General features: G+C 69.3%; 15 protein-coding genes. 12 read left to right on the top strand and 3 right to left on the bottom strand.

What is annotated here, in order from left to right:
• Positions 1–115: 115 nt before the first annotated feature.
• Positions 116–1,042, bottom strand: coding sequence for a hypothetical protein (locus MTP10_RS38595; protein WP_310716459.1), 927 nt, complete (start codon positions 1,040–1,042; stop codon positions 116–118).
• Between the two features lie 95 nt (positions 1,043–1,137).
• On the opposite strand from MTP10_RS38595, the gene MTP10_RS38590 reads away from it, so the two are divergent.
• Both MTP10_RS38590 and MTP10_RS38585 read left to right on the top strand, forming a co-directional pair.
• On the top strand, positions 1,138–1,371 hold the full coding sequence (locus MTP10_RS38590; protein WP_310716457.1) for a hypothetical protein: 234 nt from the start codon (positions 1,138–1,140) through the stop codon (positions 1,369–1,371).
• A gap of 1,384 nt (positions 1,372–2,755) precedes the next feature.
• A complete protein-coding gene (locus MTP10_RS38585) occupies positions 2,756–4,240 on the top strand; it encodes a zinc-ribbon domain-containing protein (RefSeq protein ID WP_310716456.1) in 1,485 nt (494 codons plus the stop codon).
• A 377-nt stretch (positions 4,241–4,617) separates the two neighbouring features.
• Here the strand turns inward: MTP10_RS38585 and MTP10_RS38580 are convergent, their stop codons facing one another.
• Positions 4,618–5,514, bottom strand: coding sequence for an RNA methyltransferase (locus tag MTP10_RS38580; RefSeq protein ID WP_310716454.1), 897 nt, complete (start codon positions 5,512–5,514; stop codon positions 4,618–4,620).
• Positions 5,507–6,283, bottom strand: coding sequence for a DUF4184 family protein (locus MTP10_RS38575; protein ID WP_310716452.1), 777 nt, complete (start codon positions 6,281–6,283; stop codon positions 5,507–5,509). The genes MTP10_RS38580 and MTP10_RS38575 overlap by 8 nt, the downstream gene beginning before the upstream one ends.
• A gap of 273 nt (positions 6,284–6,556) precedes the next feature.
• Here MTP10_RS38575 and MTP10_RS38570 point away from each other — a divergent pair, with 273 nt between their 5' ends.
• From MTP10_RS38570 to MTP10_RS38525, 10 genes are all read left to right on the top strand, one after another.
• On the top strand, positions 6,557–7,192 hold the full coding sequence (locus MTP10_RS38570; protein WP_310716450.1) for a hypothetical protein: 636 nt from the start codon (positions 6,557–6,559) through the stop codon (positions 7,190–7,192).
• A 133-nt stretch (positions 7,193–7,325) separates the two neighbouring features.
• A complete protein-coding gene (locus MTP10_RS38565) occupies positions 7,326–9,104 on the top strand; it encodes a substrate-binding domain-containing protein (protein ID WP_310716448.1) in 1,779 nt (592 codons plus the stop codon).
• Between the two features lie 140 nt (positions 9,105–9,244).
• Positions 9,245–10,873, top strand: a complete 1,629-nt coding sequence (locus MTP10_RS38560; RefSeq protein WP_310716446.1) for a sigma factor — start codon at positions 9,245–9,247, stop codon at positions 10,871–10,873.
• 295 nt (positions 10,874–11,168) lie between these two features.
• Positions 11,169–11,537, top strand: coding sequence for a hypothetical protein (locus tag MTP10_RS38555; RefSeq protein WP_310716445.1), 369 nt, complete (start codon positions 11,169–11,171; stop codon positions 11,535–11,537).
• On the top strand, positions 11,534–12,661 hold the full coding sequence (locus MTP10_RS38550; RefSeq protein ID WP_310716444.1) for a GNAT family N-acetyltransferase: 1,128 nt from the start codon (positions 11,534–11,536) through the stop codon (positions 12,659–12,661). The genes MTP10_RS38555 and MTP10_RS38550 overlap by 4 nt, the downstream gene beginning before the upstream one ends.
• Before the next feature lie 204 nt (positions 12,662–12,865).
• Entirely contained in the window at positions 12,866–13,699 is an 834-nt protein-coding gene (locus tag MTP10_RS38545; protein ID WP_310716442.1) for a glycosyltransferase family 2 protein, read from the top strand.
• 17 nt (positions 13,700–13,716) lie between these two features.
• Positions 13,717–14,664, top strand: coding sequence for a glycosyltransferase family 2 protein (locus MTP10_RS38540; RefSeq protein WP_310716440.1), 948 nt, complete (start codon positions 13,717–13,719; stop codon positions 14,662–14,664).
• Positions 14,661–15,458, top strand: coding sequence for a polysaccharide deacetylase family protein (locus MTP10_RS38535; RefSeq protein ID WP_310716438.1), 798 nt, complete (start codon positions 14,661–14,663; stop codon positions 15,456–15,458). Before MTP10_RS38540 ends, MTP10_RS38535 begins: the two co-directional genes overlap by 4 nt.
• Positions 15,451–16,767, top strand: coding sequence for a hypothetical protein (locus MTP10_RS38530; RefSeq protein WP_310716436.1), 1,317 nt, complete (start codon positions 15,451–15,453; stop codon positions 16,765–16,767). The genes MTP10_RS38535 and MTP10_RS38530 overlap by 8 nt, the downstream gene beginning before the upstream one ends.
• A 32-nt stretch (positions 16,768–16,799) precedes the next feature.
• The gene (locus MTP10_RS38525; RefSeq protein ID WP_310716435.1) at positions 16,800–19,835 is read left to right on the top strand and encodes a hypothetical protein; all 3,036 of its coding nucleotides are present in this window, start codon (positions 16,800–16,802) and stop codon (positions 19,833–19,835) included.
• Positions 19,836–19,857: the final 22 nt, after the last annotated feature.

Here is a 19,857-nt window from a genome sequence, read left to right as displayed (position 1 = left end):
AGCCTGCGGACCTTGACCGGTTGTGTCACCTGGCCCCCCGAGCGCCGATCGAACGTGATCAGCACCATCCAACCGGCAAGGGCGCTCTACACGCCAACCCGGCGATCATTTCCGGTCACAGCACTAGCTTGATCACCTTTTCGCAGATCTCCCCGGCTTCCTTGCCGTGCGTCTTGTCCTGGAACAGCTCTTGCGCCTCGCTCAGGAACACGACCAGGGGATGCAGCCCTGATCCCTTGAGCGATGCCAACTCGGGAGTGACCTTGTTCTCAGGAGCCTTGCCCAGCTCGTGGTAGTGGCTGATGCGAGCGGCGCGCCGCTCGCACTCGACGTACAGCCACTTGACCAGAGCGGCGGCACGGCCGATAACCTGGTCACTGCTGCCGTTGCCGTACTCGGCGCACACCGGCTCCGTGACCTTGAAGTCGCCGACGCCCTTGAATTCATATCCGTGCAGCTCCACGCGGGGATCGAGGGATGCGGCGAGTACCAGCAGGCGCATCAGGAACGTCTTGCCGCTGCCGGGCTGCCCGCCGATGAGCCAGTTGCGATACATCAACTCCGCGTTGATGAACTCCATGCGCGGCGTGGTCGCGAAGGGAAAGGGCTGGAACACGTCCACGCTTCCCGCCCGCAGCAGCGGCCATACCGGTTGCTTCATCTTGCCGGCGGGCTCGTAGCCGACCCACAGCGCCAGCCGTCCCGGATGGCCGCTCGCGGGCTCTGGCCAGACCTGATCCAGCGGAAGCCGCAACGCTGATGCCAACCGGCCGCGCCGTGCCACGACATCGGCGGCTTCCACACCGAACGGCAGATCCACGATGGCCAGATGTCCGGGGCCATCGCGGTGGATGTCACGCGGGAAGCTGATCGCGTGCTGATCCTTGGCGACCGCCTGATTGATCGCCTGGATACCGATGCTGAGCAGCCCGCGCCTTACCAGCTCAGCCGTGAGCTTGCGATAGCGCGGGCCCTGACTGACCCGATCGGTGATCGGCTTGTCTGCCGGACGCCCGACTCGCGCCAGGACAAGCAACAGCATCCCGAGAGCGGCCAGCCTCGCCCCGTCCGGGACGCTGACGTCCAGCAGACCTGCGCTGGGCGGAAGGCGACCCGGCGTTCCTTCTTGAGGAAGGCGTGAGCTACGTGCGCGCGTGGGCGGAGGCTCAGCGTGCTGCCACCCAGCTCAAGGACAGCTTGGCCGGCGCGGGGCGTGGCGACGCCATGCCGTACCTGCGGGCCGACGTGAACGAGTTCGGCGTCGGCTTCGTGGAGCTGGGCCGCGTCTCTCCCGAAACAGCCGCTTTGATCGCCCGCGCTCTGGAGGTACTGGCAAGCACCGAAGGGAGGCGTGACGAGTGCGCAGCATGACCCCCAGGCAGGCGCCCCGCCTGGCCTCAATCACTCCAGTGCGGATCGCGGAGCAGTTACGCGCGGAGCTTGAAAGGCATGGGATCGCCGCCGACGTCAACGATGGGTACGGGCTGGCGGTCGTGTCCGTCTGGCACGGGTTGGTTGTGTGGACGGACGGGCTGAACCTTTGGTGGCGCGTCGGTTGGAGCAGGCGACGTAAGCGCCCCATCTATGCATGGCATCCCGCATCGGAGCCTCCGAGAGCGGCCAACCGCATCGCCATCTGCTACGCGAACCTGCGCGCCGCCACCGCGCATCAGTGATCTCTCCGCAGCCGAGTAGCCCTCGATCAGACCTTCGTTACTTACGGGAAGTGTGATGCCCGCTGTCTGGGAGCCCTTTCAAAGTGATCGGTGCGATCACCTCAGAGTCACCGAGACCTCTTGCTGCGGGATATACGAGTGGGCTGGTCAGGGCGGACTGTTCTTCGTCCTCCGCTACAACGGACAGGGGTATGAGGAGACCGGAAGGGGTCTCTACCGCAATGCGCGTGTCGTCTGGGACGACCTCGTCCACGCGCATGCACAGTCACATCTGTCCAGGCGTAGGACGTTGTCGGGGGAGAAGTTCACGAGGGACGTGGCCTGACCGTTGACCGATCAAGCACTCAAAGAGTCCTTTTCAACCCACGCAGCCGCACAGGCTCTACGACCATACGACGGCTGTCCAGATTCACCATGGTCCCTCATCCTGGTCGCTACATGGGAAGCTCGATGCCGTCAGGATCAGCGATCAGGCAGATGTGCTCACGCTCTTCACCGATCGCCCGCCACGCGCTGATAGCAGTTATGATCGCCACCACAACTCGAACAGAAATCCGGAGAGTCTTGTGGCCGGTGGATCATGGCCTTGGGAGCCACCCTCGTTCTCTCCTGCGACTGGCCGCAAAGATCGGCTACGAGTCCTGCAGGAGATGCGCGGCTTCTGGAACAATCTCGGCATCGAGCGACGCGAGCAAGTTCATCAGCAGGTTGCAACGGCTCGCGAACGCCAGAGGAAGGTCAGCACGTTTTGGGACGAGCATAAGGCGATCGTCACGGACCGCTGGAGGTCGAGGCCACGCGGTCGAGGGGTGGTCACCGTAGCCGACATTCCTGAGGTGGCAGCACAATGGCACCCAGCTAATCCCGGCTCCGCCGATCAAGTGCTAGCCAGTCACCAAGGCAAAACCGGGGAACCAAGCCCGTATCGCTGGCTCTGCCCGCTCGGGCAAGGACACCCGTCCTGGTCCGCCTGGCCCAAGGACAGGGTTCAGAAAGGGACCAGATGTCCTAGCTGCCAGCATCTGATCTCTTTAGCTGACGTTCCCGCCCTGTCTGAGCAGTACCGGGGTACAGTCCCCGTGAATGAGGTGCCGTTCGCCTCGCATGAGGTTGTCGAGTGGGAGTGTCGCACATGGGTGGCAGACCCGCATACTGGCCGGTGGCACAAGGCTCGTCACCGGTTCACCGCCGTGGTGAAGGAACGCGTCCTTCAGGGTGATGCCTGTCGCGTCTGCGCGGGCTTCGTCATCGACGACACCAACAGTCTGCAGACGTGGTTTCCGGAGATCGCCGCCGAACTCGATGACGATGAACTCGACCCTCGAGCTCTTCCCACCAGTCGGCACAATGCGAAACGCAGGGAGCAGGCGGACGGCCACCGATACGCCGAGTTGCCGTGGCGATGCCGACACGGTCATCGCTGGCCAGCCACGATCGCCAACCGTGTGTCCAGCGGCGGCTGCCCGCACTGTTCACCCTCTGGCCTGTCGAAAGAACAGATCCGCCTCACCGCCGAACTCGCCGGACTCCTGCGCCTAGTGCCACCTGACCGGCCAGACCCGCGCCTACCCGTGGGAGTGCCCGACTTCGGCTCGCACCGCATTGCGGTCCCGACCCACCTCAGGCCAGCCGAATTTCGAAACGCGAAGATTGAAGTGGATGCGATCTTCGCCTTCGACTGCCACCTCATCGGCCTAGAATACGACGGGGCATTCCACCACTCGGGACAACGTCGGGACCGGCTGGCCTTTACCCGTCAGAAGGATTTCGTCCTCCAGCAGCTCGGTTATCTGGTCGTCCATGTCCGGCTCGGCAAGGTGCCCCAGTTGGACTCACCCCAGGCGATCATCGTGGCGTTGGATGAGCGGGCCAGCGCACATGGAGCAGCAAGTGCGGTCGCCCGGGCGTTGGAAGCCAGGTTGGGTCGTGCGGTGCCCAGACTGCACCAGTACATCCGCGATGGCCGGGCCACGTCCGCTGACCTAGCGGAGCAATTCATCACATGCGTTTGGGGCGTCAAGCGGCCGCGAGCGGGCACCCGCAAGCCGGAGGGGACGCCACGCAAGCAGCGGCAGCTGCGTGCGACACCACCAACGGACGATAGTCTGCTCACGCCGGCCAGCTTGCCCTACCGCTCGCCGGACAGCCAAGGGAGCACGCTGCGCGACTATCGCTGCCGGTGCGGAACTACCGTCATAGGATTGGTCCAGGCTGACGTCACCCGGGGCAACACGCGAAGCTGCGGTTGCCTTGCCCGCAAAAGCAAAACCGTGAGGCGTTCCTCTATCCCGCGATCCCTTGCGCAGGAGGCTCGCCGCTGGGCAGTCGAACGTGGCATCCGGGTGTCGGTGAACGGGCCAGTGTCAGCGCGCTTGATCGCTTCCTACCTACTGGCAGTCGCCGACGCACAGAACATTCCTCGCGATGAGCATGGCCTGGTAGCGGAAGAGTGGGTCCAGGAATGGGCGCGTAGGGAGGGATCACGCTTACTGGCCAGAGGCCGACTGCCGGAACAGACCTGGTACGCGTTCGCTACGGCTCACGGCGCATCGTTCACACCATAGTGAGGGAAAGGACAGCCGCACCCAGAATTCAGCGCGATCGCGAGCACACTGTCCCAGCTCATGGCTAGCTGAGATGCTACCTGTACCGACATCGACCGCAAGCAGCTGACCGACCCGCTACTCGATCACCGACCCTCCCGCCCGTACCCCGGCGGCAAACGGCTGGATTGCTGGCCATCACCAAACTCATACGCTGCGCCCACATCTCCCCACGGGTGGTGTTACCCGGACGGTGATCCACTGGCACACCCTGAACCTTCTACGTAAGTCATATGCGCGCGTGAGCTCGCACCGAACAACGTCGCGGCGATGAGGCCCAGCGGCGCCGCGGCCGTCAATGCGTCCGACAGCCTGCAAGGAGATGCTCTTCGCCCGCGCTAAAACTGGGTGCTGCTCCGCATCAGGCCGTGGCAGGCGATGGCGGCGGCCGCCACCACGTTAAGTGAGTCCACACCAGCGCCCATCGCGGCGGGGCTCATCGGGATACATACCGACTCGTCCGCTTCCCCCAGCCACCGAGACGACAACCCATCACCTTCCGACCCCAGCAACAGCGCCACCCGATCCGACAGCTTGACGGCATCTATGGGCGTAGCGGCCTGATCGGGAGTCAACGCCAGCGTCTGGTAGCCCGCCGCACGAATCTGATCAAGCCCAGTGAACCAGTTCTCCATCCGCGCATACGGGATCGAGAACACCGCCCCCATCGACACCTTCACCGCCCGCCGATACAGCGGATCAGCACACCGCGGCGACAGGATGATCCCGTCCACTCCCAACGCCGCAGCACACCTAAATATGGCGCCCACGTTGCCGTGATCAACGAGATCCTCAAGCACCAGAACCCGCCGAGGGTGTTGTTTCGCGACCTCCACATTGGAGTGGTCGACCAGGTCCTCCAGGACGAGGACGCGCCTGGACGGGTCGCCGGACGCCCCGGCCAGGACGGCCGCCATCGAGGGCAGCGGGAGGCGGGCCATCGAGGCGAGGGCCCCTCGGTGCACCGGGAAGCCCGCGATGCCCTCCATGACCTCGTCGCTCACCACGTACACGAGCGCGTCGCCGAGCACGTCGGACAGCGGCTCCAGCCAGCGGCGCGTGGTGAGGACCGAGCGGACCGGGTAGCCGGCGCCGATCGCGCGCCGGATGACCTTCTCCCCCTCCGCGAGGAACAGCCCGCGCTCGGCCTCCAGGCTCTTGCGCAGCTCCACGTCCCGCAGCCGGGTGTAGTCGGCCAGGCGCGGATCCGCCGCGTCGGTCACGTACTCAAGCACGTTCCGATACTGCCATGAGCCGCGTGACCTGCCAGACCAGCGCGTACCCGAGGAGCACCACCCCAAGGCCGACGATCGTGCCCGCGCCGACCTTGGTGATGACGCTGGGCACGCCGAGCTCCGGCGACGGCGGGTCGACCACCGGCCACAGGAGCGCCCCGGCGATCGTGCCGGCCGAGGCCGCGCCGAGGACGTAGAACCGCACGGCGGGCCTGACGCGCAGCCGCGCGGGCGGCACGACGGCGGGGATGCGCGACAGGCCGCGCCAGACCCACCACACGACCACGGCCAGCCCGACGACCGACGAGACGTACTGGAGCAGCCGGAACAGCCTGATCACACCGAAGACCGACACCGCGAGCCAGTCGCCCCAGCGGGGCGGCGCGGTGGAGTGGGTGAAGGAGTCCCACAGGACGTGGGTCCCGGCGCCGACCAGCGCTCCCATGACGATGGGCAGCACCCGGAAGCTGCGCCACGACGGCAGGAGCGTGGCGGCGCGCCCCGCGAGCCCCGGCGGCAGGAGGGTGATCAGCGGGTCGCGCACCACCAGGTGGAACAGGGCGAGCAGCGCGAGCACGGCGGCGATGTCGATGGTGAGCACGCCGCGCAGGGAATGCCAGTCGGTGTAGTCGGGCAGGAACGGCAGGAAGATCGGCAGATCGGGCACCATGGCGCCCATCGCCAGCGCCCACGGGTCCAGCACCTTGCGGACGCGCGGCGACGACACCAGCGGGAGCACCGCCGCGATGTGGCTCGGCGTGAACGGCACGGCCTGTCAACCCCTCCCCCTCAGTCGGCCCCCATCGGTCGCCCCGCGCAAGAGACCGCAAAGGCGCCCCGGACAGGGCCGTAATCGAGCCCTGAAGCGGACCCGTGATCGGCGGCGACCCGTGAAGTGATCCCCGCAACAGCCCTCCGGTAATCGATCATTGAACATCACCCGACCGACCTTTGCCGCTCGCCTTCGGGATTACTTGGGGTAACGGATAAGGTACGTACCGCTGCCGACGGCCGGACGACGTCGGGGATTCGGGAGGTCAAGGTGCCTGACCAGCGGGTTCACGCGCATCCGGCCGCGTCAGCAGAATGGCTGCGTGCGGCCCGGTCGGCGCGGGCGCTGTCGGTGGCGACCCTGGTGTGGCTGGGCCTGGAGAGCTCGCTCGGTCTGTGGGCGGGGTTCCGGGCGCACTCGGTCGCGTTGATCGGCTGGGGGATGGCGGCGCTGGTCGAGGGTGCCGCGAGCCTCATCGTGGTGTGGCGGTTCACCGGGTCGCGGACGTTGTCCGAGGGCGCCGAGCACCGGGCGCGAAAGGCGTTGGCGGTGAGTTTCTGGGTGCTGGCGCCGTACCTGGTCCTCCATGTCGCGTACGACCTGGACATGGGCCACCGGGCGGTGCCGACGGCGCTGGGGATCGCGGTCACGGCGGTGAGCCTGGTGAGCATGCCGGCCCTGGGACTGGCCAAGCGCCGGCTGGCACGGCGGCTGGCGTCCCCCTCGACCGCCGGGGAGGGCACGCAGAATCTCATCTGCGCGGCGACGGCGGGCGGCGTGCTGGCCGGGCTGTGGCTCAATACGGTCGGCTGGTGGTGGGTGGATCCGGTCATGGCGGTGGCCCTGGCGGCCGTGGCGGCGCGGGAGGGCCATCGGGCCTGGCGTGGTGACGGATGCTGCCACTGAGCTGACACTCCGTAGTATCCGCACCAAAAGGGCTGTTTTGCCACAGTAAGCGCACCGAGTATCGTTCCGGAGGTATTGCGGAGCATCTCCGGTCAGGGTCTCCGGAAGGTCTCAACACACCAAAGAGGACATCGTGGGGCGACACCGCACAGACGAGTTCGATGGCGGCTACCAAGCCCAGGAACCCGCTCCCCGCCGGCGATCCGCCGCACGGGGCCGGGGCAGGGTGCTCGTCCCGCTCGCCGGGGCCGTCGCCCTGGCCGTCCTGCTCGGCGTCGCCGCGTTCGTCATCTTCAACCGCGACCACGACTGCTCGGCGGGCAAGCTGGCGCTGCGCGTGGTGGCGACCCCCGACATCCAGCCGGCCCTGAGCAAGGTCGCCGGCACCTACAACAAGGCCCTGCACTCCATCGACAGCCGCTGCGTCGAGGTGACGGTCACCAAGGAGGCCGCGGCCCGCACAGCCAACGCGCTGGCCGCCGGCAAGGCGGCGGCCGACCTGTGGGTGGCCGACTCCAGCCTCGCGGTGGCCAGGCTGCGCAGCGAGCCCGCGGGCGCCGCCGCGCTGCCCGAGCCGTCCGGCTCGGCCGCCGTGTCGCCCGTCGTGCTGGTGACCGCCAAGGCGTCGGCCGAGAAGCTCGCCGGCAGCCTCCAGCCGAGCTGGGCCGGCATGATCGCGGCGGCGAACGTGGCCAACCCCGACGGACCCGGCAAGAAGGTCCGCGTGCTCGCCCTCGACCCGCAGAAGAACTCCGCGGGCATGGCCGCACTGATCGCCGCCGCGGGCTCGGCCAAGAAGGCGGGCCAGGACAAGGCGCTCGTGGGGGCGCTGAAGGAGCTGTCGGGCCAGATCGTCGCCGACCCCGGCGCGCTGCTGGCCAGCCTCACCGTGAAGTCCGGCAGCAAGGTGCCGGTCGGCGTCGCCTCCGAGCAGAACGTCTACAGCCACAACGCGAAGAAGCCCGACGCGCAGGTGGTGCCGCTCTACCCGGCCGAGGGAACGTACAGCCTGGACTACCCGATGCTGGTCCTGTCCAAGGACGCGGAGGTGCGCAAGGCGGCGGCGGCCTTCCAGAAGGAGCTGACCACCGAGTCGGCCCGCCGGACGCTGCGCGACCAGGGCTTCCGTACGCCCGACGGCAAGGGCGGCGACGCGCTCGCGAAGGACAAGGGCTTCGTCTCCACCGCGCCGCGGGCCCTGGCGCCGCCCGACGCCAAGACGGTGGCGAGCATGGCCCAGACCTGGTCGAGGCTGAACCTGGGCAGTCGCCTGCTGACCCTGCTCGACGTCTCCGGCACCATGGCGCTGCCCGTGCCGGGCACGAACCTGACCCGCATGCAGGCCATCTCCCGCATCGCCACCGAGGGCCTCGGCCTGTTCCCCGCCGACTCGGAGATCGGGGTGTGGGCGTTCTCCACGCACCTCGACGGCCAGGGCAAGGACTGGCGCGAGATGGTGTCGGTGGGGCCGCTGAGCCAGACCGTCGACGGCCGGCTCCGCAAGGAGGCGCTGGCGGCGCAGTTCGCGACCGTGCAGGCCAAGGCCACGGGCGACACGGGGCTGAACGACACGCTCAAGGCCGCCTACACCGAGATGACGAAGTCGTACGCGGAAGACAAGATCAACACGATTGTGATCCTCACCGACGGCGCCGGCAACGACGACCCCGACGGCGGCGTGGGCAACGCGGAGCTCCTGTCGTTCCTGAAGAAGACGTACAACCCGAAGCGGCCGGTCAGCATCCTGCTCATCGCCTTCGGCCCCGACGCGCCCAAGGGCAAGAAGCAGATGGACGCCCTGGCCAAGGCGACCGGCGGCGAGGCGTACGTCGCCGAGAACATCCTCCAGGTGCGCGACTTCTTCCTGCAGGGCATGGAGCGCCGTCTGTGCGCTCCCAAGTGCGACGGCTGACCGTCACACCGGCACCTTCCGTCCCTGTCCTCCCAGCTCATGCCCGTTCGGCATGGGCGGGCGAACGCGGGTCAACCCGGCCGCGCCAGGCGGCGTCCTAGGCGCGTGGGGGTCACACGCGAGCCGCGGGGAGGGTATTCGTGCCTGGATGGCCGACTGTCGACCGCGCCGGGGATCACCGGTTGGCGGACGCGCTGCGGCGCGGCGACCACGGCGCTCCGGCCGAACTGTACGACGCGTACGGCGTGCGGCTGCACGACTACGCCTGCTCGCTGACCGGTGACGGCCACAGCGCCGCGGGGGCCGTGCACGACGCGCTGGTCACCGCGTACGGGCGCGTGGACCGGCTCAAGGACGAGGCGCGGCTGCGCGCCTGGCTGTACGCGCTGACCAGGGTCCAGGTGATGGCCCGGCTGGCGCACCGGAGCGGCGCCCCGGTGCGGGGCGTCGCGGAGCCGTCCGTGGACGAGCCGGACGACCCCGAGCTGGCCGCGCTGGTCTACGACGCGCTGGGCGAGATGGACCGCCTCGACCGGGAGACGCTGGAGCTGTCGCTGCGGCACGGCCTGACCCCGGCCGAGGCGGGCACGGTGCTCGGCCTGACCTCGCGCCAGACCGCCACGCGGCTGCGGCGCTCCCGCGACCACCTGGAGAACGCCGCGGCGGCCGTCATCCTGGCCCGGGTGGGACGCGCCCACTGTCCCGACCTGTCGGCGATGCTCGACTCGTGGGAGGGACCGCTGACCCCGCTGCTGCGGCGCCGGCTGTCGAGGCACATCGGCGGCTGCGAGGTGTGCACCGAGGGACGGCACGGCAAGGTGGCCGGCGAGCGGCTGCTCGACAAGATCCCCGTGGCGTTCCCCCCGCTGTCGCTGCGCCGCCGGTTCATCGCCACCTGCCTCGCCCCCGAGCGCGGCGAGGCCCGCACGCTGATCATGGACAGGGGCGAGAGCTTCGACCGCGACGGGTTCCCCGTCCTGGCCGGCCACCGCTCCCGGCGGCGCTCGCGCAGGCTGGCGCCGGTGGTCATCGCGGGCGCGTGCGTGCTGGCGGGGACGGGCGCGGTGATCGTGGCGAACGCGGCCTCGGGCGGCACGATGTTCCAGGGCGCCCCGTCCGCGACGCAGGACGCCGGGGTGAGCGCCGTCCCCACGCCGGGACGGACGGAGACGGAGCCCGCGGAGCCGGACGACCTCCAGGACGGGCCGGAGGACGCCGGGGACCCCACGCCGGAGCGGACCCCGGCGGCGGACCCGCGTCCGTCCCGGGCGACCCCGCGCCCGGCCGCCACGGGGGCCACCACCCGCCCGGCCACGACCCGCACCCGGCGCCCCGCGGCGGGCGCCCGGCTGAGCGCGGGGTGCCCCGGCGACCTGGACGGGTCGGCCAGGGTGGGCCTGCGTGCCCGCAACGCCGCCGTGGTCTGGAACGCGAGCGCGTCGACGGGGCTCGACGTGTTCCCGTCGGCCGGGTCGATCAGGGCGGGCGGCTCGGTGGCGGTCTGGGTGACGGTGGACGACCCGGACACGGCGGGCGGCGGCACGGTGTCGTTCACCTCGAACGGCGGGCGCGTGAGCTGCCGGCTGTCCTGGGACGGCCGGAGCCAGGTCTCGGAGCCGCCCTCCACCGGAGGGCCGACGCGGTCGCCCGAGAGCACGCCACAGCCGAACAACCCGCCCGGCAATCCGCCCGGCGACCCGCCGGACGACTTTCCGGACGACTCGTCGGCGACTACCGCGCTGGCCGAATCACCGGCAGGACTGGAGTGACGGACGTTACTACGGCGAAAGGCATGGATCGGTAGATCCATGGCAATGACAAACTAGGATAAACCGGGCCCTGACTCGAAGATCGGGCCATCTATAGGGCATCCTGGTGTGCTTGGGGACCGCACCGGCGCCGGAAGAGTACTGATCCGTGTGCCCTATGTCACGGGGAAAAGTCGCCCCTCCGGTAAACCGGAGTGCGTCACCAAGCGTCGGCATTGACGTGTCCATGGACGGATTGGTCCCATGAAATGCGATCAATCGCGCCTTTGCCCAGCCAGGACCGGGAGAACGGTAAATGATCAAGCACCGCCGAGCGCTCGCGTGGCTGCTCGGACTCGCGTGCGTCGCGGGCGCCGTGATCGCGTTGTTCGACATCGAGACACCGCTGCGCCCGTTCCTGATCTCGCTGTTCCTGCTCGTGGTCCCCGGAGCCGCGGTCGTCGGGCTGTTGCGAGATCGTGACCCGCTCGCCGCGCTGTCGGTGGGCGCCGCGGCCAGTCTCGTGGTGAACGTTCTTCTCGCCCAGGCCATGCTCCAGTTCGACGCCTGGTCTCCCCGGGCGGGGGTGGCGACGATCGCCGTGCTCGGAGGGTTCATGTACGTGCTTCGCGTGTTGTACCGGGGGAAGAACATGCAGACCGAACAGGGGGCCAGGACCAAGTGAAGATCACGGTGGTCCGCCCGGGCGAGCTCGGAGACTCCGAGAGAGCCCGCTGGCGCGCGTTGCAGAAGGCAGACCCGAGCCTGGACAACCCGTTCCTGTCCGTCGAGTTCGCCGTCGCCATGGACCGCTTAAGGGACTACGTGCGGGTCGCGGTGCTCGACGACGGCACCGGCATCGTCGGGTTCTTCCCGTACGAGCGCCACAGCTTCGGCATCGGCAAGCCGCTCGGCGGCTTCCTGACGACCTGCCACGGTCTGATCTCGGTTCCCGGCCTGAAGGTGGACGTGCGCGCGTTGCTGCGCGCGTGCAAGCTCACCGTCTACGACTTCGACCACCTCGTGGCGGGCCAGCCGACCTTCGCGGCCTACGAGTCCGACGTCCGGCCGGCGCCGGTCATGGACTTCACCGAGGGCTTCGACGCCTGGCTGGAGCAGGTCAGGACCAACTCCCCCAAGAACCTGAAGACCGTGCGCTACAAGGAGCGCAAGCTCGGAAGGGAGCAGGGTGAGCTGCGCTTCGAGTACGCCTCGGCGGACCCGGAGGTGCTGCGCGTCCTGCTCGGCTGGAAGTCCGACCAGTACCGGCGGACGGGCCGCGTCGACCGGTTCGCGCAGCCCTGGATCGTCGAGCTGATCGACCTCATGCACGCGGAGCGGTCCGCCGACTTCGGCGGCGTCCTCACCATGCTGTACTCGGGCGAGGCGCCGGTCGCCGGCCACTTCGGGCTGCGGACGGCCACCACCCTCGTCGGCTGGTTCCCCGCCTACGACACCGAGTACGCGCGATACTCGCCGGGCATCGTGCACCACCTCCGCATGGCCGAGGCGGCGGCCGAGGCCGGCCTGCTCATGGTCGACATGGGCAAGGGCGGCAAGGAGTACAAGGACTGGCTCAAGAGCGGCGAGCTCTACGTGTCCGAGGGACGGGTCTCCCGGCCCTCGGCCGCGGCGGCCGTCCACTGGATGGGACGAACTCCTTTCAACAAGGCGCGAACAATCGTCATGGATCGGCCGTCTCTCTATAGGGCAGCCGACCGTGTCCTCAAGGGGTTCGGCCGGGTTCGCAGTTCGATCCAGCAGGAGCAGTCCAATGCGGTAGTCAAGGAGCCCACGGGAGCGCGCTAGCGCCCCCGCCTCCTGCACAGCAGCACAGCACCAGAGCAGCAGCAGCACAGCACCAGCACCAGAGCAGCAGCAGAGCACCCGTAGGCACCACCCTCACTCCACAGGACCCCGTGCGCCGATCACGGATCGGCCGTTCCCCACAGCACCCGGGAGCGGCCGGCCCAGGCTCGCGTGGAGGCGGGTCCCGGAAGGATTTACCTCACCATGAGTCCCGAGAGCACCAAGTACAACGGCAAGGCGCAGATCACCCCTCTGCGCTCGATGCCACCCATCGAGCGGTTCACCCCCATCACACCGCACATCGCCATCTCGCCCACCGTCAGCGTGGTCGTCCCGGCGATGAACGAGGCCGAGAACCTCCCCCACGTCTTCGCCACGCTGCCCCAGTGGATCGACGAGATCGTCCTCGTCGACGGCAACTCGGTGGACGACACGGTCGAGGTGGCCAAGCGCCTGCGCCCGAACGTGAAGGTCGTCACGCAGACCGGCCGCGGCAAGGGCGACGCCCTGGCCGCCGGGTTCGCCGCCTGCACGGGCGACATCATCGTCATGATCGACGCCGACGGCTCGACCGACGGCCACGAGATCATCTCGTTCGTCGGCGCGCTGGTGACCGGCGCCGACTTCGTCAAGGGCTCGCGCTACGCGGCCGGCGGCGGCAGCGACGACCTGACGTTCAACCGCAAGTTCGGCAACAAGGTGCTCACCGGCCTCGTCAACATGATGTACGGCACCCAGTACACCGACCTCTGCTACGGCTACAACGCCTTCTGGGCCCGCCACCTCGACGTGCTCGACCTCGACTGCGACGGCTTCGAGGTGGAGACCCTGATGAACGTCCGCGCCGCCAAGGCCGGGCTGAAGGTGCACGAGGTGCCGAGCCACGAGCGCTGCCGCATCCACGGGGAGAGCAACCTGCACGCCGTCCGCGACGGCCTGCGCGTGCTCAGGACCATCCTGCGTGAGCGGCGCCGCAAGCCCACGATCCCGCAGCCGAAGCCGGCCGCCGCCCCCGCCGCTGACCGGGGCGTCGCCTGACCAGCACAAGAAGAGGGATGACAGTGAGAACGTCTGTCGTCATCTGCGTCTACACCGAGGAGCGGTGGGAGGACATCAGGCAGGCCGTCGAGTCGGTCGAGCGGCAGAGCCGCCCGCCACACGAGCTGATCCTGGTGGTCGACCACAACCCGGACCTGCACCTGAAGCTCAAGCAGGCGAACCCACAGGCCATTGTGGTGGAGAACTCGCACGAGCAGGGGCTGTCCGGCGGCAAGAACACCGGCGTGGCCACGGCCACCGGTGACATCGTCGCCTTCCTCGACGACGACGCGGTCGCCGACCCGGGCTGGCTGGAGGCTTTGGAGGAGGGCTTCCAGGATCCGGCCGTCGTCGGCGTGGGCGGACGCACCGACCCACTGTGGGCATCGCGGCGCAGGCCGCGATGGTTCCCCTACGAGTTCGACTGGACCGTCGGCTGCACCTACCGGGGCATGCCGGCGGTCCGCGCGCCGATCCGCAACGTGATGGGCGGCAACGCGGCCTTCCGCCGCGAGGTCGTCTCCGAGGTGGGCGGCTTCCACAGCGGCATCGGCCGCAGCGTCCAGGGCCGCAAGAGCAGGCCCCTGGGCTGTGAGGAGACGGAGTTCTGCATCAGGCTGAGCCAGCGCAAGCCCGGCTCGGTCATGCTGTACGAGCCGCGGGCGGTCATCGGGCACAAGGTGTCGGCGCAGCGTGAGCGCTTCGCCTACTTCAGGTCCCGTTGCTACGCCGAAGGGCTGTCGAAGGCGCTGGTCACGCGCGAGGTGGGCACCCAGGACGGGCTGGCCAGCGAGCGCGCCCACGCGATGAAGACGCTGCCCCTCGGCGCGCTGCGCGGGCTGGGCGAGGCGGTCCGCGGCGACGTGGGCGGCCTCGGCCGCTCCGCCGCGATCGTCATCGGCCTGGCGTGGACCACCTGGGGGTACGTGGTCGGGTCCGCCCGGCTCAAGGGAGCACGCTCGTGATCAGGGTGCCCGTCCTCATGTACCACTCGGTGACCGACAGTCCCAACGAGGAGACCCGCCCCCACTCGGTACGCCCCTCCGATCTGGAGGAGCAACTCGCGTACCTCGTGGAGGGCGGGTTCACCCCGCTGACCTTGGGCGATCTGGTCGCCAGGCTGAACAAGAACACCGGTATGCCCGTCAAACCAGTCGTGGTCACCTTCGATGACGGCTACGCCGACTTCCATGCACACGCGCTCCCGCTGCTGGAGCGCCATCGCTTCCCCGCCACGGTCTTCCTGACCAGCGGCTGGGTGTCCGACGCGGGCGCCGACGCGGCCGGCAGACCGCTGGACGACATGCTGAGCTGGGGTCAGGCCCGGGAGATCGCCCAGACGGGCATCGAGATCGGCGGCCACAGCCACAGCCACCCGCAGCTCGACCAGCTCCCCACCGAGGAGCTGCGCCAGGAGCTGCGCCGCAACAAGGGCCTGCTGGAGGAGAAGATCGGCGCGCCGGTCGCCACCATGGCCTACCCCTACGGCTACTCCAGCGCGCGGGTGCGCCGCGAGGTGCGCAAGGCCGGCTACTTCGCCGCCTGCGCCGTGAACAACGCGATCGCCGCCGACCGGCACGACATGCTGGCCATCCCCCGGCTGACGGTGGGCCGGCACACCACCATGGGCATGTTCCGCCGCGCCGTCGAGGGCAGCGCCGTACCCCTGATCTACCTGCGCGAGCGCGTCCTCACCAAGGGCTACGCGGTCGTCCGGCGGACCAGGTACGGCCTGCAGCGGGTGCGTGGAAATGTCTAGCGTCTGGCGGAAGGTGCTGCACGACCTGCGCAGCCCCCTGTTCCGCAACGGATACGCGCTCATGGCCAACACCGGGATCACCGCCACGCTCGGCATGGGCTACTGGCTGCTGGCCGCCCACTACTACACGCCCGAGGAGTTCGGCCGCGGGCAGGCCGTGATCACCGCGATGCGGCTGTTCGCGTCGCTGACCGCGCTCGGCTTCGTGGGCGCGCTGGCGCGCTTCCTGCCGCTGGCCGGCCGCCGCACGCCCGAGCTGGTGCTGCGCGGCTACGGCCTGGCGGCGGCGACCGGCGGGGTGGCCGCGGTCGGCTTCCTGCTGACCCTCCCGATGTGGGGGCGCACGTACTCCGCGCTGGGCGGCTTCGGCCCCGGGCTGTTCTTCCTCGGGGCGGTGCTGGTCTGGGCGGTGTTCACGCTGCAGGACGTGGTCCTGACCGGGCTGCGCAAGGCCACCTGGGTGCCGCTCAACAACCTCGTCTTCGGCCTGGTCAAGATGGGCCTGCTGGTGGCGCTGGCGGGCGCGCTGCCCGAGGGGGGCATCTTCGTCTCCTGGATGGTGCCGACCGCGCTGGCGCTCATCCCGGTCAACTGGTTCATCTTCTCGGTGGTCATCCCCCGGCACGTCAAGGACTCCGCCTCCATCGCGGCGCCGCCGCGGCTGCGCGAGGTCGGGCGTTTCCTGGCCGGCGACTTCCCCGGCACGCTGTCGATCCTGGCGATCGTCTACCTGGTGCCGGTGGCCGTCGCGACGCAGGTCGGCGAGGCCACGTTCGGCCGGTTCTCGATGGCCCACACGCTGGGCTGCATGATCGAGCTGCTGGCGATGAACATGGCGGTGTCGCTGACCGTCGAGGGCTCCTACGACCGGGCGCAGCTCGCCGAGAACTGCCGGCGGGCACTGCGCCGCGCATTCATGATCATCACACCGATCATCGCGGTGACGGTGCTGGGCGCGCCGCTGATCTTGATGATCTTCGGGTCGGAGTTCGCCACCGAGGGCACGACGCTGCTGCGGCTCATGGCGCTGGCCGTGCTGCCGCGGGTGCTCATCGAGGTCTACCTCAGCTCCCTGCGGGCGCGGAGCGAGGCTCGGGCGCTGGCGCTGGTGCAGATCGGACTGGCCGCGCTCGTGCTGGTCTCCATCGGGGTGCTCTTCCCGTTCGCGAATGTGAACGCGGTGGGGTACGGCATGCTGTTCAGCGAGCTGCTGGTGGCCTGCCTGATCTTTGGAAAGCTACGTAAAGTTCTCAATTCCGGCGAAACAGGACAGCCTCGCGTCGCCCAGGGGTCGCACGGGGCCTCATGATGGTCAACGTGAGGCAACGGGACGGCGATGGAATGACAACCGGGTTCACAGGCTCCTCCGAGCTCAACGGCGAGACGGAGGAGGAGCCGGGCGCGCCCTTCGATCCGGACGCCACGGGTGTCATCCCGCGGATCGTGCTCGACCTGGGCTCCCCCGACAGCGCCGCCTCAGCGGGCGCGTCGGGGGACGCCTCAGGGGATGCGTCGGGGGACGCGTCGGACGCGGGGTCCGAGACCAAGACGGACGAGGCCGAGACGGACGAGGCCGCGGACGCGGCTCCCGGCACGGACACGGACTCCGCCGCGCGCGCCGGGGACACCCATGGCGCTCAGGACGCTGAGGGCGCTCGGGACGCTGACGACGGGGACGCGGACGCGGACTGGGAAGAGGACGAAGACGAGGCCGACGCGGACACGACCACGGCGATCCGGCTGCCCGCGGCCTTCCGCGTGGGCGGCCCGCCCACGGTCCCCGACGTCACGGCCGCCTCCCGTGCCGTCGCGTCCTCGCCCGCGAAGCCCTCCCCCGCGAAGCCCACCGCCGGGGACCGCATCACTGAGGACCGTCCCGCCGAGGACGGCACCGCCCAGGACGGCACCGCTGAGGACCGTCCCGCCGGGGTCCGCGCGGCCCAGGACGGCGCCGCCGAGGACCGACAGGCTGAGCCGCCGGTCGCACCGCCGACCACGCCGTTCCGAGCGGCGCCCCGGCAGGGCGCGCCGTCCGCCCCCGCAGCGTCCGCGGCCCCCACCGCGCCGGCCACGCCCGAAGCGCCGGCCGCTACGAGCGCACCAAGTACACCCAGTACGCCGAGTACACCGACCGCGCCGAGTGCGCCGAGTACGCCGGAGCGGGACGAGGCGCGGCCGCAGCCGGCCCCGCAGCGCGCGGCGACCGGCGGGGCAACGGCGGCCGGCGGGGTCGGGGCGCGGCTGAGCGCGCTGATGAGCAGCGCGCCCAAGGGGCTGCCCGCCCTGCTCACCGTCGAGGGCCTCATCCTGTACGTGCTCGCCCTGCGTGTGCCCCCCGGCCCGCTGCGCGGCGTGGACCCCGCCAACATCAACGGTCTCGGCCTGATCGCGGCCCTGCCCGCCAGCGCGTTCGCCGCCATCCTCATCATGCTGGTGGCGTTCTTCGTCACGGTCGCCCAGTCGACCGACCGCAAGTTCCTGCTGCTGTTCCAGATCGCCACGATCACGTTCGCGCTGCACGGCGCGGGCGCCCTGGTGGCCACCGAGCCGCGCTTCCCCACGGCCTACATCCACGCGGGCTTCGTCGACTTCATCGGCCGCACCGGTGAGACGGCGATCAGCATCGACGCCCGCATGGGCTGGCCGGGCTTCTTCGCGCTGTTCGCGTTCGTGACCAAGGCGGCCGGGATCACGGACATGACGCCGATCCTGATGTGGACGCCGCTGCTGTCCAACCTGCTCTACCTGCTGCCGTTCGTGCTCATCCTGCGGCAGGTGGTGGCGACCACGCGGGCGCGCTGGTTCGCGGCGCTGCTGTTCGTCCTCGTGCAGTGGATCGGCCAGGACTACTTCTCGCCACAGGGCTTCACGTTCGCCCTGTATCTGGCGTTCGTGGCGATCCTGTTGCGCTGGTTCGGGCGGGTGGAGCCGCGCACGAAGCCGGTCCCTGAGAAGGGGCTGCGCAAGTGGCTCGGCCGCCTCGACGCCATGACGCCGGGCGAGATCGCCAACACCGGCACCTACCGCGCCGACAAGCTGCTCATGCTGACGCTGCTGCTGGCGCTGTTCTTCGCTTCGACGGCTTCGCACCAGATCACGCCGTTCATGATGCTCGGCGTCATCACCGCGTTCCTCATCTTCAAGCGGACGTCGCTGACCTGGTCGCTGCCGTTCTTCCTCGGCCTGGTCGTCCTGGCCTGGATCAGTTACGAGACCGTGGGCTTCTGGGCCGGCCAGATCGACGCGATCTTCGGTGGCCTGGGCAGGATCTTCGACAATCTCCAGCGCAACACCGGCGACCGCATCGCGGGCAGCGACCCCGCGCACGCGATGGTGCTGAAGGCCCGGCTCGGCATCCTGGTCGTGATCCTGTCGCTGGCCGCCGTCGGCCTGCTGCGCCGGCTGCGCCGCGGCGTGTTCGACCGCGCCTCGCTGATCCTGCTGTGCGTGCCCGTGCTGGCGCTGGGACTCCAGAGTTACGGCGGCGAGATCGGGCTGCGCATCTACCTGTTCGCGATGCCCGGCGCCTGCCTGCTGGCCGCGTACGCGTTCTTCCCGAACCTGCCCTCGGACAGCGCGGACGTGCGCGAGGAGACCGTGCCGATCCGCAGGCGGAACGTCCGCTTCAACCCCGAGCTGACCCGGAAGCTGTCGGTGCTGCTCGCGGCGTTCTTCGCCGTGCTGTTCGCGATGGCCTTCCTCGTCGCCCGCTACGGCAACGAGAAGTTCGAGCGGGTGACCGGCGGCGAGGTCGCGGCCATGCACTACGTGTACGAGCACGACAAGCCGAGCGCCCGCGTGGTGTACCTGGTGCCGAAGGAGGGCCCGGAGGTCACGCCCACCATGCCGTGGGGCGAGAAGGACGTGGAGCTGGTCAACTTCTCCGGCCAGGTGCTGGTCTACAAGGACCCGGCCAACATCACCGGCGCGCTGAAGAAGCTCAAGGCGAGCCCGCGCAACACGTTCCTGGCGGTGACCCGCGGCCAGGTGAGCTACCTCCAGCTCAACGAAGGGTTCCCCGAGGGCTGGCGGGAGAAGTTCCAGGCGGCGCTCGATGCCTCGCCGGAGCTGAAGAAGGTGTACTCCAACGAGGACGCCGCGCTCTACACGCTGAAGAAGTTCGTCCGGGGCACGGAGATCCCCGATCCCCAGCCGTACAAGGGCCGGGGCGACCCCACGTCGCCGTGGACGCCCGTCGGCCTCGCGGCGCTGGCCGTGACGTGGCTGACGCTGTTCGCCTACGAGGTGATCCGGCTGCACGGGCCCACGCGGGCGCCCAGAGCGCGCAAGCGGCTGCTGTTCGTCGCGGTCCCGGCCTTCGTCATCGCGGTGGGCGTCATAGCCGAGCGCTTCATCTACATCGCGCTAAATAACTGAACTCACAGGAACCTCTCAGGTT

This window comes from Nonomuraea sp. 3-1Str (genome assembly GCF_031570565.1).
GTDB lineage: Bacteria > Actinomycetota > Actinomycetes > Streptosporangiales > Streptosporangiaceae > Nonomuraea.
Note: the sequence above shows the minus strand (reverse complement) of the source record. Positions and strands in the feature narration are given on the sequence as shown.

Excerpts from the sequence above, each read along its gene's own strand:
- MTP10_RS38595 (WP_310716459.1), bottom strand. The coding sequence starts at position 1,042 with ATGCTGTTGCTTGTCCTGGCGCGAGTCGGGCGTCCGGCAGACAAGCCG.
- MTP10_RS38555 (WP_310716445.1), top strand. The coding sequence starts at position 11,169 with ATGATCAAGCACCGCCGAGCGCTCGCGTGGCTGCTCGGACTCGCGTGC.
- MTP10_RS38545 (WP_310716442.1), top strand. The coding sequence starts at position 12,866 with ATGAGTCCCGAGAGCACCAAGTACAACGGCAAGGCGCAGATCACCCCT.
- MTP10_RS38540 (WP_310716440.1), top strand. The coding sequence starts at position 13,717 with ATGACAGTGAGAACGTCTGTCGTCATCTGCGTCTACACCGAGGAGCGG.
- MTP10_RS38530 (WP_310716436.1), top strand. The coding sequence starts at position 15,451 with ATGTCTAGCGTCTGGCGGAAGGTGCTGCACGACCTGCGCAGCCCCCTG.
- MTP10_RS38525 (WP_310716435.1), top strand. The coding sequence starts at position 16,800 with ATGACAACCGGGTTCACAGGCTCCTCCGAGCTCAACGGCGAGACGGAG.